The organism is Streptomyces sp. NPDC002680 (assembly GCF_042889145.1).
Taxonomy (GTDB): Bacteria; Actinomycetota; Actinomycetes; order Streptomycetales; family Streptomycetaceae; genus Streptomyces; species Streptomyces adonidis.
In genome coordinates this window covers 235,174-247,470 of sequence record NZ_JBIAQP010000004.1, presented here as the reverse complement: position 1 = coordinate 247,470, position 12,297 = coordinate 235,174, and the positions used below count along the sequence as shown (strand labels likewise).

12 protein-coding genes and 1 pseudogene are annotated in these 12,297 nt (G+C 69.2%); 8 read left to right on the top strand and 5 right to left on the bottom strand.

Features of this window, described 5'->3' with window-relative positions; genetic code table 11:
- Positions 1 to 86 precede the first annotated feature (86 nt).
- The 5 genes from ACFYXF_RS13420 to ACFYXF_RS13400 form a co-directional block, all read right to left on the bottom strand.
- Positions 87 to 452 (bottom strand): hypothetical protein, encoded by a 366-nt coding sequence (locus ACFYXF_RS13420; protein ID WP_389349674.1) that lies wholly within the window; start codon positions 450 to 452, stop codon positions 87 to 89.
- 110 nt (positions 453 to 562) lie between these two features.
- A complete protein-coding gene (locus tag ACFYXF_RS13415; RefSeq protein ID WP_389349673.1) occupies positions 563 to 1,408 on the bottom strand; it encodes a ketose-bisphosphate aldolase in 846 nt (281 codons plus the stop codon).
- A gap of 80 nt (positions 1,409 to 1,488) precedes the next feature.
- Positions 1,489 to 2,430, bottom strand: a complete 942-nt coding sequence (locus ACFYXF_RS13410; RefSeq protein WP_389349672.1) for a 1-phosphofructokinase family hexose kinase — start codon at positions 2,428 to 2,430, stop codon at positions 1,489 to 1,491.
- Positions 2,427 to 3,242 (bottom strand): DeoR/GlpR family DNA-binding transcription regulator, encoded by an 816-nt coding sequence (locus ACFYXF_RS13405; protein WP_389349671.1) that lies wholly within the window; start codon positions 3,240 to 3,242, stop codon positions 2,427 to 2,429. Before ACFYXF_RS13405 ends, ACFYXF_RS13410 begins: the two co-directional genes overlap by 4 nt.
- Before the next feature lie 226 nt (positions 3,243 to 3,468).
- Positions 3,469 to 4,866: an L-fuculokinase gene (locus ACFYXF_RS13400; protein ID WP_389349670.1), complete on the bottom strand. Its 1,398-nt coding sequence runs from the start codon at positions 4,864 to 4,866 to the stop codon at positions 3,469 to 3,471.
- A 347-nt stretch (positions 4,867 to 5,213) separates the two neighbouring features.
- Here ACFYXF_RS13400 and ACFYXF_RS13395 point away from each other — a divergent pair, with 347 nt between their 5' ends.
- From ACFYXF_RS13395 to ACFYXF_RS13360, 8 genes and pseudogenes are all read left to right on the top strand, one after another.
- Entirely contained in the window at positions 5,214 to 6,569 is a 1,356-nt protein-coding gene (locus tag ACFYXF_RS13395) for an ABC transporter substrate-binding protein (RefSeq protein WP_389349669.1), read from the top strand.
- A gap of 24 nt (positions 6,570 to 6,593) precedes the next feature.
- On the top strand, positions 6,594 to 7,577 hold the full coding sequence (locus ACFYXF_RS13390) for a carbohydrate ABC transporter permease (RefSeq protein WP_389349668.1): 984 nt from the start codon (positions 6,594 to 6,596) through the stop codon (positions 7,575 to 7,577).
- 11 nt (positions 7,578 to 7,588) lie between these two features.
- Positions 7,589 to 8,449, top strand: coding sequence for a carbohydrate ABC transporter permease (locus tag ACFYXF_RS13385; RefSeq protein ID WP_389349929.1), 861 nt, complete (start codon positions 7,589 to 7,591; stop codon positions 8,447 to 8,449).
- Positions 8,446 to 9,450, top strand: coding sequence for a zinc-dependent alcohol dehydrogenase family protein (locus ACFYXF_RS13380; protein WP_389349667.1), 1,005 nt, complete (start codon positions 8,446 to 8,448; stop codon positions 9,448 to 9,450). Before ACFYXF_RS13385 ends, ACFYXF_RS13380 begins: the two co-directional genes overlap by 4 nt.
- Before the next feature lie 27 nt (positions 9,451 to 9,477).
- Positions 9,478 to 9,816, top strand: a pseudogene (locus tag ACFYXF_RS13375) (alcohol dehydrogenase catalytic domain-containing protein); the annotation flags it as partial.
- Positions 9,817 to 9,875: 59 nt separating this feature from the next.
- Complete coding sequence (locus ACFYXF_RS13370; RefSeq protein WP_389349666.1) at positions 9,876 to 10,334, top strand: zinc-binding dehydrogenase; 459 nt, start codon at positions 9,876 to 9,878, stop codon at positions 10,332 to 10,334.
- A gap of 61 nt (positions 10,335 to 10,395) precedes the next feature.
- Positions 10,396 to 11,361, top strand: coding sequence for an alpha/beta hydrolase (locus ACFYXF_RS13365; RefSeq protein WP_389349665.1), 966 nt, complete (start codon positions 10,396 to 10,398; stop codon positions 11,359 to 11,361).
- 163 nt (positions 11,362 to 11,524) lie between these two features.
- Positions 11,525 to 11,662 (top strand): hypothetical protein, encoded by a 138-nt coding sequence (locus ACFYXF_RS13360; RefSeq protein WP_389349664.1) that lies wholly within the window; start codon positions 11,525 to 11,527, stop codon positions 11,660 to 11,662.
- Positions 11,663 to 12,297 lie beyond the last annotated feature (635 nt).

Genomic DNA, 12,297 nt, shown 5'->3' with positions numbered 1-12,297 from the left:
CCCCCTCGCACCGCGGTCTGGACAGCCCGTGCACGACGTTCTGGTCTGGTGGAAGTCGCTGTCCGTGGCGCCGGGCAGGAACGCTGTCACCGTGACACCGGTACCGCGGAGTTCTTCGTGCAGCGATTCGGCGAAGGAGTAGCCGAATGCCTTTCGGCGTACAGCCCGGGCATCCCCGCGCCGATCGGCAGGTCGACGTAGGCCTCGACACCGACCGGTGTGCAGACGATCTCCTTGCCGGTCTGCCTGCTCGGCTCAGCGGTGAACTCGGTGAAGTTCCAGGCGTGGTCCCATCTCAGTTCGTACGTCCTGTTCTCATGGCCCTCCCCGGTGAGCACCGCGACGGCGCCGGCCGCGAAGTCAGCGCGGGTCGCGGACGCGATGCGGCCCTCTCCGGCGGCCCGGACGAGGACACCGCGCTCGATCACGCCGTCCAGCCCGTCAACGAACATTGGACAGGGCTGTTGGTACCGCAGCGGACGGCATGGTGGCCGCCGGCGCCCCGGCCTGTTCGGGGTGGCCGTGGGTCATCGCGAAACCCTTCTCGAAATGTGCCCTGGTCTCAAGTGGTCTGGAAGGCCGAGAGCTTGCCCAGCAGGCGCGTGACCTCGGCAGCAACCGCGCCGCGGCCCGCCCCGAGGTACTTGCGCGGGTCGACGGCGCTGGGGTGCGCGGTGAGGTGGTCGCGTACGGCTGTGGTGAACGCGTTGTTGAGGTGCGTCGATATGTTGATCTTGGTCATGCCGTGGCGGACCGCTTCGAGCAGATCAGCGTCGGACACCCCGGAGGAGCCGTGCAGGACGAGGGGGACGGGCACTGCCGTGCGCAGGGCGGCGATGAGCTCGTAGTCGAGTTCGGCGTTTCGGGTGAGCATGGCGTGGGAGGTTCCGACGGCGACGGCCAGCGCGTCCACGCCGGTGGCCGCGACGAAGGTGGCCGCCTCGCCCGGATCGGTGCGGGCTCCGGGGGCGTGGACACCGTCCTTGCCGCCGACCTCACCGAGTTCGGCTTCGACCCATACGTCTGCCGCGTGGCACCGGCGGACGACCTCGGCGGTGGCCTTGACGTTGTCGGCGTAGTCGAGGGTGGAGGCGTCGAACATCACTGAGTGCAGGCCGAGTTCGAGCGCCTCGCGCACGAGAGACAGGTCCGTGACGTGGTCGAGGTGGACGGACACCGGCACGTGGGCCGACTGTCCGGCGGCCAGCGCGGCACGGGCGAGCGGTGCCAGAGCGCCGTGGTAGCGCACGGCGTTCTCGCTGATCTGCAGAATGACCGGAGCCTGTGCGGCCTCGGCTCCGGAGATGATCGCTTCGACGTGTTCGAGCTGGATGATGTTGAAAGCGGCCGCTGCGCGTCCGGCGCTCGCCGCGGCGGCGACAGTGTGTCCGGTGCCGGTGAGGGGCATGGTGTCTCTTTCGGGAAGGTGGCGGGGCAGGCCGGTGGCAGGTCGCCCGGCGCTCGGGAGGCGAAGCGGTCCGGGCTCGGTCATCCGGTCCGGAGGCGGCGAAGCCTGTCGGGGCGGTCGTGGAAGACCAGCTGGAAGCTGTCTTCGTCGATGCTTGGCCCGAGCAGGGTGCCCGGTTGCTGGAGGGCGGTGGCCGCCCACCGCAGTGCGGTGCGCAGGGCCGGCTCGCCGGTCGCTCCGCCGGCGAGGAAGCCGGACAGAAGGGCGTCACCGGCGCCGACGGCGCTCTGCGGGTTGTCCACGATCACTTCGGCGTGCAGGACTTCGTCGTTCTCGATGAGCAGGGCGCCGTCCACGCCCAGACTGGCGAGAATGGTGCGCGCGCCCATCCCGCGCAGATGCTGAGCCGCGTCGACTGCCTCGCCGATGGTGGTGACCGGCATTCCGGCGGCCTCGGCGAGTTCGTGTGCGTTGGGCTTGATGAGATCGGGGCCGGCGGGGAGGGCGGCGAGCAGCGGGGTTCCGGAGGTGTCGATGGCGACGGGAATGCCGATGTCGTGCGCCCGGCGGACCAGTTGGGCGTACAGATCGTGGGGAGTGCCGGAGGGCAGGCTGCCGGAGCCGACCAGCCAGGACGCCTGCGCGGCGGCTTTGAGTGCCGCTTCCAGCAGGGCCTCTACCTCGGCGGGCGTGAGTACCGGCCCGGGTTCGTTGACCTTCGTCACCGTTCCACGGGGTTCCAGGATGCTCACGTTGCTGCGGATGTTGCCGGCGATCGGAACGCTCACATGCTCGATGCCCGCTTCGTCGAGCATGGCTGCCAGACGCGTGCCGTCGGGGCCGCCGACCGGCAGGACGGCCCGGGTCGGGAAACCGTGCGCACGCAGGGCGAGGCTGACGTTGACACCCTTGCCGCTGGGTTCGCTCCAGCCGGAGCTGGCGCGCTGCACGGCGCCCGGGAAGAGCTGATCGACGGCGAGCGTGCGGTCGAGGCTCGGGTTGGGGGTCAGGGTGACGATCACGTGCGTACCACCTGCTTGAGTCCGGCCGCCTCCAGGCGGTGAGCGTGGTGTTCGGACAGGCCGTCATCGGTGATGAGCAGGTCGATGTCGGAGAGATTGCCGTACTTGTAGAGACTGGTGCGGTCGTGCTTGGTGTGGTCGGCGAGCAGCACACGGCGGCGGGCGGCCGAGAGCATGAGGCGTTTGACCGTTGCTTCGGACTCGTCCGGAGTGCTCAGACCGCGTTCGCTGGAGATGGCGTTGGTGCCGAGGAACGCGACGTCGACCTGGATCTCGGACAGCGCGCGGATCGCCCAGTTGTCGACCTCGGCGAAGGTCCTGGCACGTACGCGGCCACCGAGGGTGTGCACATTCAGGCGGGGGCGGCTGACGAGGGCGAGAGCGATGGTCAGGGTGTTGGTGAAGACGTTCAGGTCCCGGTCGGCGGGGAACATCTCGGCCAGCATCGTGGTGGTGGAGCCGGCGTCGATGAAGACGGCGCCCTCGCGTGGTACTTCGGCCAGGGCGGCCAGGGCGATGCGCCGCTTCTCGTCCTCGTTGCTGGTACGGGTGGACACCTCGGGCTCGAAGGACAGGTCCTCGATGGCGACCGCCCCCCCGTGCACCCGGCGCAACAGGCCACGCCGCTCCAGCAGTTGGAGGTCCTTGCGGATCGTCTCCGTGGAGACCTGCAGCTGTTCCGCCATGGCGCCCGCGTCGAGGCGGCCCTGGCTGCGCACCGTCTGCACCAGTACTTGATGGCGTTGGACCGCGTAGTGGGGCCGGCCCTGGCTGTCCGGGGAGTCACCCGCCGTGGTCGTGTCCGTGGTCATGAGTGGTATTCCTTCGTCCGTGTCCGATGGGACGGCAACTGCGCCGCCGGTGGCCGACGGGCGGGGGATCGGCAGTCGTCCTCGGGGCTGCGTCTTTCCCGTGGGGATGATTCTCCTTGGTGCGGGCCACGGTCCCGGCCGTCGGACGAGCACGCGACCGAGGAGGGGCCAGAAGCAGAGGTGCGCCGGGAGTTCGCCGTGAACCTTCGGGCTCCGGGCAGGGCGTTCACTGGCTGCTCCCCGCGGTGAGGGGCGGTGACTGCGTCGCCCGGTCCGGTTGCCCGCCGGTTGCCGCGGTCGGCAGATCGTCGGGGCTCGGGTAGATGCCGGCCGCGACACCGCCCAGCAGTGCGGCTCCACGGCCGCCGGCTTCGTGCACCGGGGAGACGGTGACGTCGTGCCATGCCTCGCCGCGCAACTGCCGTACACCGAGACTGCGTGACCAGCCCCCGGTCATGACGGTGCGGCGGTGCGGGCCGAGGACCGCGGCCATGTCGGTGTCCATCCGCGCGGCCCGCTCCATGCCGGCCGCCAGGGCCGCGTACCAGGCCCGGTCGGGAGTGGCGTTGCGGCCGATGCCGTGCAGCGCCACGGTTCCGTCCGCCTCCAGCGAGGCGGTCACGCCCGGGTCGCGGTGCTTCAACGCGGCGGCGTCGAGGTCGGGCAGCTGGGCGGAGTCGAAACCGAGCAGACGCTGAACGTTCTGCAGCAGCAGCCCGCCCCGGGTGTCGCCCAGCAGGGAGAGCCGGCCGGCGAGGGCATGGCGGCCCACGGTGACGTCGGCCGCCACGAGCCGCTGGACGGCGTCCCCGCCGAGGGGGGCCGGGACGGTGCGTACCAGTGCCTCGGCGGTCCCGCACGAGTCGAGCTGATCGCCGTCGCCCGCCGCGTCGGCGCCGATCGCGGCGGCCAGATGGTCGTGACCGGCCACCGTCAGGTGCGCGCCGAGGAGGCGGGGTCCGGCCCAGGAGGCGTTCGCTCGGCCCAGGAGCGTCCCCGCCGCGACGAGCGGGGGAAGCAGCGAGGGCTTCGCGCCCGACCACTCCAGTGACGCGGGCCACCACTGCGCGGAGTCGATCCGCAGCCAGCCCGTGCGGGACGCGAGGGAGAACTCGCTGGCCTCCTCACCGCCCAGGGCCCGTACGACCCACTCGGCGATGCCCAGCCGCCGTACCGCCTGTTGCGCGTCCGGGAAGTGCTGGGTCAGCCAGCGGTGCTTGGTCAGCGACCACTGCGGTCGGACGGGGAGTCCGGTGGACCTGATGAACTCGGCAGGTCCCAGGTCGTCGGAAAGTTGCTCGGTGAGCCGGCGGTCGCGGTCGTCGTGCCAGGCGATGACGGGAGCGATCGGCTCTCCTCGCCGATCGAGCAGCACACCTGCTTCGCCCATGCTGGCGACGCCGACACCCACCACAGGGCCCTGGGGAACCTGAGCGAGCGCCTGCACGGTAGCGGCACCCACGGCCTGAAGGACATTGGCCGGGTCCGTCTCCACGCCGTCTCGGGTGACCTCCCAGCTCAACGGGGCCTTCCCGGTCGCGGCCTCACGTCCGTCGACCGTGCACACCGTGACCTTGCACGACGTCGTGCCGACATCCATGCCCACCAGTAGAGCGTCCGACATGACCGTCCTCTCGACCTCACTCAGAGTGAGTAGTGTGCCTCGCTTGTTAATGCTTGTTTTTAGTTGGGTTTTGGTGGGGCGTCAATGGTGTGGAGAGGGAGCTTTCCAGGTCGTGGGGACATGGGTGGCTGATTGTCCCGTGGTAGGTGGCCGAAAAAACTTCCATCCAGTCCATTGACGTCCCACGTAAACCCAACTAAAAACAGGGCTTAACAAGGAAGACACATCCATACACAGACCTCTTGTCGCAGAGGGTAGCTGGTGTGGTCCCGGCATTCAGGGCCGCGGAGCACTGAACGCGCGCCGGAGTGTCTTCCTCCATCACCCACGAGGGAGAGGTCTCTCGCATGGCATCGCCCAGATACGCCGTCCTCGCCGGCACAGCCTCCATCGCCCTCTTCGCCGTCACCGGCTGCGCCGGCGCCGGGGGAGGCAGCAGCAGTGACGGCGGCAAGTCGGTGAACGTGCTGATGGTCAACAACCCGCAGATGCTGGACCTGCAGAAGTTGACCGCAGACAACTTCACCAAGGAGACCGGGATCAAGGTCAACTACACGGTGCTGCCGGAGAACGACGTCCGGGACAAGATCAGCCAGGAGTTCTCCAGCCAGGCCGGGACCTACGACGTGGCCTCCATCAGCAACTTCGAGGCCCCGATCTACGGCAAGAACGGCTGGCTCGCCCCGCTGGACGACACCGTCGCCAAGGGCGCCGCCTTCCAGCAGTCCGACGTGCTCAAGCCGATCGCGGAAGGCCTGAAGGGCGAGGACGGCAAGCTGTACGCGGAGCCCTTCTACGGCGAGTCGTCCTTCCTGATGTACCGCAAGGACGTCTTCAAGGAGAAGGGCCTGACCATGCCGGCCAACCCGACCTGGCAGCAGGTCGCGGACCTGGCGGCCAAGGTGGACGGCGCCGAGTCCGGGATGAAGGGCATCTGCCTGCGCGGCCAGCCCGGCTGGGGCCAGGTGTTCGCCCCGCTCACCACGGTGGTCAACACCTTCGGCGGTACGTGGTTCACCAAGGACTGGGAGGCGAAGGTCAACGCGCCCGAGTTCGAGAAGGCCACGAAGTTCTACGTCGACCTCGTCCGCGAGCACGGCGAAGCGGGCGCCCCGCAGGCCGGCTTCACCGAGTGCCTCAACAGCTTCCAGCAGAGCAAGACCGCCATGTGGTACGACGCCACCTCGGCCGCCGGATCGGTGGAGAGCAAGGACTCACCCGTCGTGGGCAAGGTCGGCTACGTCGCGGCGCCGGTGGAGAAGACGAAGAGCTCCGGCTGGCTGTACTCGTGGGCATGGGCGATCCAGAAGGCGTCCAAGCACCAGGACAACGCCGCCAAGTTCATCGCCTGGGCCTCCAGCAAGAAGTACGAGGAGCTGGTCGGCAAGGAGTTCGGCTGGGAGCGGGTCCCGGCAGGCAAGCGCGCCTCCACCTACGCCAACCCCGCCTACCAGCAGGCGGCCGGCGCGTTCTACAAGGCCACCGAGGACGCCATCAACAGCGCCGACCCGCGCAACCCCGGACTGCAGCCCCGCCCGACCGTCGGTGTCCAGTTCGTCGACATCCCCGAATTCCCCGACCTGGGCACCAAGGTGTCCCAGGAGGTCAGCTCTGCGATCGCCGGCCGCACCTCGGTCTCGGACGCCCTGGACAAGGGCCAGCAGCTCGCCGAAGACGTCGCCGCGAAGTACCGCAAGAACTGACACCCACGGAGCGTGAAACGCACCATGACCAGCACACCCACCCACCACCTCAGGCCATCCCGGGTGCCGGGCTCCGGCCGCGGCCCTGAGGCGGCCCGGCCGCACCGCCGGCCGTCGGCCCGGGCGGTGGCCTGGGCCCGGCGAGCACCCCTGATGCCAGCCCTGGTGTTCATGGTGATCGTCACTCAGCTGCCGTTCGTGGCGACCCTGGTGATCTCCTTCATGGAGTGGAACGCGCTGGCACCCGGCCGGCGCGGCTTCACCGGCTTCGGCAACTACACCCACGTCTTCAGCGACGCCGACCTGCGCTCCTCCGTCCTGACCACCATCACGCTCACCGCCACGGTGGTCCTCATCAGCCTGGTCCTCGGACTCGGCCTGGCGCTGCTCCTCGACCGGAGGTTCCGCGGACGCGCCGTCGTACGCACCATGCTCATCGCACCGTTCCTCGTCGTCCCGGTCGCCGCCGCCCTGCTGTGGAAGCACGCCCTGTTCAACCCCGAGTACGGGCTGTTCAACGGCGTGCTGACCTGGATATGGGAACTCTTCGGCTCACACAACCCGCCCCAGCCGGACTGGATCACCGAGCATCCGCTCGGCGCGGTATCGGCGTCGCTGGTCTGGCAGTGGACGCCGTTCATGATGCTGATCCTGCTCGCCGGGCTCCAGGGCCGTCCCCTCGACGCCATCGAGGCGGCCCGGGTGGACGGTGCGGGAAGCCGGCAGATCTTCCGCTACCTGACCCTGCCGCACCTGCGCCGCTACCTGGAACTGGCCGCCGTGCTGGGCTCCATCTACGTGGTGCAGAACTTCGACGCCGTCTTCACGATCACCTCCGGCGGCCTCGGTACCGCCAACCTGCCCTACACCATCTACGAGAGCTTCTACCAGGCACACGACTACGGCCAGGCATCCGCCGCCGGCGTCATCGTGGTCATCGGCACGATGGTCGTCGCCACCGTCGCGCTGCGCCTGGTGTCCTCGCTCCTCAAGGAGGAGACGACATGAGCACGAGCGTCATGCCGAAGCCCACCCGGGCCGACGGGCGGCCGGGCAGGTCCCGGCGCAACAGTGCCCTGTTGGGGCTGAGCGCCTGGGCGGCGGGCGTCCTCTTCTTCCTGCCCATCGCGTGGATGGTGCTCACCTCCTTCCACAGCGAACAGGACGCCGCGACCAACCCGCCCTCCCTCTCCGCGCCCCTGACCTTCGACGGCTACCGCGAGTTCTTCGGCTCCTCCACCGGCGCCAGCCCCTGGCCGTCCCTGATCAACTCCGCGACGGCGAGCGTCGTCTCCACCCTCCTGGTGCTCGCCCTGGCGATCCCGGCCGCCTACGCGCTGTCGATCCGGCCGGTGCGCAAGTGGTCGGACGTCATGTTCTTCTTCCTGTCCACGAAGATGCTGCCCGCCGTCGCCGGCCTGCTGCCGATCTACCTGGTCGCCCAGAACCTGGGACTGCTGGACAACGTCCTGCTCCTGGTCGTCCTCTACACGTCGATGAACCTGCCGATCGCCGTGTGGATGATGCGCTCGTTCCTCGCCGAGATCCCCGTCGCCGTCCTGGAGGCTGCGGCCATCGACGGCGCCGGACTCGTCACGCTCTTCCGCAAGATCATCATTCCCATGGCCGCACCCGGCATCGCCGCCACCTCGCTGATCTGCTTCATCTTCAGCTGGAACGAGATGCTGTTCGCCCGCGTCCTGACCGGGGTGCGCTCCATCACCTCACCGGTCTTCCTCACCAGCTTCGTCACCAGTCAGGGGCTCTTCCTCGCCAAGGTGTGCGCAGCCGCCGTGGCCGTGTCCCTCCCCGTGCTCATCGCCGGATTCGCCGCCCAGGACAAACTCATCCAGGGCCTGTCGCTGGGAGCCGTGAAGTGAAAGCCGCCCTCATCACAGCACCCGGCCGTATCGAGCTGACGGACATCGACGATCCCGCCCCGGCCCCGGACGAGGTCGTGGTGGCGGTGGCCGCCTGCGGTCTGTGCGGCACCGACCTGCACATCCTTCAGGGCGAGTTCGCCCCCACGCTGCCCATCGTGCCCGGCCACGAGTTCGCGGGCGAGATCGTCGCCCTCGGGTCCCACGTCACCGGCCTTCAGGTGGGCACCCGCGTCGCCGTGGACCCCTCGCTGCCCTGCTTCACCTGCCACTACTGCCGCATCGGACGCAACAACCTGTGCGAGCGCTTCTCCGCCATCGGCGTCACCCACCCCGGGGCAGCCGCCGAGTACGTCGCCGCCCCGGCCGCCAACTGCGTACCCCTGCCCGATCACATCGCCACCGCCGACGCCGCCCTCATAGAACCGCTGTCCTGCGCGGTCCGCGGCTACGACGTGCTGCGCTCCACCCTCGCCTCCCATGTTCTGATCTACGGCGCCGGAACCATGGGGCTGATGATGCTGCAACTCGCCAAGCGCACCGGCGCGGCCCGCGTCGACGTCGTCGACATCAACCCCGACCGCCTGGCCACCGCGACCCAGCTGGGCTGCTCGGAGGCCGCGGCGACGGCGGACGAACTCGACCGGCCCGGCTGGGACGTCGTCATCGACGCCACCGGCAACGCCGCCGCCATCCAGGACGGCCTGGGCCGCGTCGCCAAGGGCGGCACCTACCTGCAGTTCGGCGTCGCCGACTACGCCACCCGGGTCGAGATCGAGCCGTACAAGATCTACAACCAGGAGATCACCATCGCCGGCTCCATGGCCGTCCTGCACAGTTACGAACGGGCCGCCGACCTCTTCACCACCGGGGTGATCGACCCGGACATCTTCATCAGCGACCGCTTGCGCCTCGATGATTATCCCGACGCCGTCGCCCGCTTCCAGGCCGGCCTCGGACGCAAGATCCAGGTCCAGCCCTTTCCCCGTACCGCCGCCTGACCATCCGCACCGAACGGAGCACTGACCATGTCCCAGCCCAACCGCCGTGTGCTCGTCCGCTCCATCGACGACATCACACTCGAAGAGGTTCCCGCACCGGTGCCCGGCGACGACGAGCTCCTCATCCGCAGCACGGTCGTCGGCGTGTGCGGCTCCGACACCCACGCCGCCCTCGGCCACCACCCCTTCATCGACCTGCCCTACCGGCCAGGACACGAAGTCGTCGGCGTGGTCACCGAAACCGGCAGCGGAGCCGAGGACTTCGCCCCCGGCGACAGGGTGATCGTCGAGCCCAACCTGTACTGCGGCGAGTGCGCCCAGTGCCGCTCCGGCCGCTACAACATCTGCCGGCAGCTGAAGGTGTTCGGCTGCCAGACCCCCGGCGGCATGGCCGACCTCTTCACCATCCCCGCCGACCGCGTATCGTGGTCACCGACCTCCTCGACACCAAACGGGACAGGGCCGTACGGCTCGGCGCGGACGCCGGCCTGCCGGCCGACGCCGCCGACCTCACCGCCCAGGCCGATGCCGCTCTCGGCGGCCCTGCCGACGTGGTGTTCGACTGCGTCGCCCGCGAACAGTCCATGGCCCAGGCCATCGACCTCGTGGCCAAGGGCGGCCAGATCATCGTCGTCGGCGTCGGTGCCCCCGGCACCACCCCGATCCGCCTCGACCTCGTCCAGGACCGTGAAATCCGCATCGAGGGCACCCTGATGTACACGGCCGACGACTATCGCACCGCGATGTCCCTGATCACCTCGGGTGCGGTCAACACCGACGACATCGTCACCGCCACCTTTCCCCTGGAGGAAGCGGGCAAGGCGTTCGCCGCCTCCCTCGACCCGGAACAGGTCAAGGTCCTCGTCACCACGGCAACGGCCTGACACGGCCGGTCCGGCCCCCACGCATGGCGGACTGCACACTTCAACGCAACGTAAGGGCGTCATGACACCGACACCACCCCCGTTCGACCGCGAGGCCGCCGCTGCTCTCGCCATGTTCGACGGGTCGTTCCCGCCGTTCACGTCCGAGACGATCACCGAACACCGTCAACTCGGGCTTGCGTACGTCGTGAGCGACGAGGAGTTGGGCCGTGACGGATTCTTCACTGTCGAGGACCGGACGGTGCCGGGCCCCGAAGGCGCCCCCGACATATCACTGCTGATCTGCCGCCCCGCCACGTCCGTCTCCCCACTGCCGGTCGTCTTCTACATCCACGGTGGCGGGATGGTCATGGGGGACAGCAGGAGCACCCTGGACGTGGTCCTGGACTGGGCACAGGGGTTGGGCGCTGTGGTGGTGTCCGTGGAGTACCGGCTCGCTCCCGAACACCCGCACCCCGCCCCGATCGAGGACGCGTACGCCGGGCTGCTGTGGACAGCGGAGCACGCCGACGAGATCGGCGGTGACGCCGAGCGGATCGTCGTCGCGGGCGTCAGCGCGGGCGGCGGTCTGGCGGCGGCGCTGACGCTCCTCACCCGCGACCGCAAGGGTCCGCGGCCGATCGGCCAGGTGTTGATGTCCCCGATGCTCGACGACCGCAACGACACCCCGTCCGTACACCAGATGGCGGGACTCGACCTCTGGGACCGCGCCGCCAACGAGACCGGCTGGACCGCGCTGCTCGGTGCGCGGCGCGGTACGGCGGACGTGTCTCCGTACGCCGCGCCGGCCCGGGCCGAGGATCTGTCAGGGCTGCCCCCGGCCTTCCTGGACGTCGGCTCCGCGGAGACCTTCCGCGACGAGGCCGTCACGTACGCCTCGCGCATCTGGCAGGCCGGCGGTGTCGCAGAACTCCACGTCTGGCCCGGCGGCTTCCACGGCTACGAGTTCAACGCCCCGCAGGCGGCGATCTCCGTGGCCACCCGCGCCGCACGCGTCCAGTGGCTGCGCAGACTGCTTGCGGAGTGACGGCGCGGAGTGCGGGCGGCTTGGCAGTCAACTGGCCGTACGACCGCGCCGCAAAGTAGCAAATGGTCACTGTTGCGAACATTATGTACGAATTCCAACCAATCACCCATGTGCGGACATGCACTATTCCAGGTGGAGCACTCATCGCACGGGGGAGACGTCCATGCCTCGTCGCCGTTCGGTGCTGGGCGCCTCGCTCACCGCCTGTCTGCTGGCCTGCCTCGCCGGATGCGGCGCGACGGACGGCGGGGTACGCGCCGATTCGAGGCGGGCCCGCTGTACGTCGACAGCGCCGGGGTAGACGCTGTGCAAGAGTGTTGTCGGCGTCGCTGTTCCACGCGCGGGCGGTCAGCGTCTTCTGGATCCTGCTCAGGGCGTCCTTGCTGAACCGGCTGGTTCGGACGGACGTCTGTGTGCCTGCCGGGAGCAGTGCCTGGACCTTGGCCGTCTTTTTGGCCGGTGTGCCGGCGGCCCGCCTCAGCACCGTGCCGGAGTCCGCGAACGGAGACCCGGCTCGCCCTGTCGTACACCACGGCGAGCCGACCCATGACCTGCGCCACGGCCAGCAGCAACGCGGCGGTCCAGGCGTCGGCACTGGAAATCAGATTGTCGCAGCTGAACCGCGCGAGGCTTTGGGAACCGCTGTGGGTGGCCCAGTACTCGAATCTGAAGTGTGAGGCCATGCCGACGATCCATAGGAACGCGGCGACCCTTGCGGTCTTGGCGAACACGACACCGTCAGAGGCACGACTGAGGCGGGTTGCGGCGCCGCAGGCGACACCCTGGACCGCGCTGGCGACGACGCCGGTCGCATGGAGCGGGGCGTCGTGCCCCTGAGTCGGGAAGGACTTGAGTAGTACGCGACAGCGACGGCGACAGCCTCCACCGGTCTCACGGTCATGGCGACGACTCACTCCATCGGGCCGCTGACGATCG

What these genes read in the sequence shown, in the direction of transcription:
- ACFYXF_RS13420 (WP_389349674.1), bottom strand. Translation starts at nt 452, where the DNA reads ATGTTCGTTGACGGGCTGGACGGCGTGATCGAGCGCGGTGTCCTCGTC.
- ACFYXF_RS13415 (WP_389349673.1), bottom strand. Translation starts at nt 1,408, where the DNA reads ATGCCCCTCACCGGCACCGGACACACTGTCGCCGCCGCGGCGAGCGCC.
- ACFYXF_RS13405 (WP_389349671.1), bottom strand. Translation starts at nt 3,242, where the DNA reads ATGACCACGGACACGACCACGGCGGGTGACTCCCCGGACAGCCAGGGC.
- ACFYXF_RS13400 (WP_389349670.1), bottom strand. Translation starts at nt 4,866, where the DNA reads ATGTCGGACGCTCTACTGGTGGGCATGGATGTCGGCACGACGTCGTGC.
- ACFYXF_RS13395 (WP_389349669.1), top strand. Translation starts at nt 5,214, where the DNA reads ATGGCATCGCCCAGATACGCCGTCCTCGCCGGCACAGCCTCCATCGCC.
- ACFYXF_RS13390 (WP_389349668.1), top strand. Translation starts at nt 6,594, where the DNA reads ATGACCAGCACACCCACCCACCACCTCAGGCCATCCCGGGTGCCGGGC.
- ACFYXF_RS13385 (WP_389349929.1), top strand. Translation starts at nt 7,589, where the DNA reads ATGCCGAAGCCCACCCGGGCCGACGGGCGGCCGGGCAGGTCCCGGCGC.
- ACFYXF_RS13365 (WP_389349665.1), top strand. Translation starts at nt 10,396, where the DNA reads ATGACACCGACACCACCCCCGTTCGACCGCGAGGCCGCCGCTGCTCTC.
- ACFYXF_RS13360 (WP_389349664.1), top strand. Translation starts at nt 11,525, where the DNA reads ATGCCTCGTCGCCGTTCGGTGCTGGGCGCCTCGCTCACCGCCTGTCTG.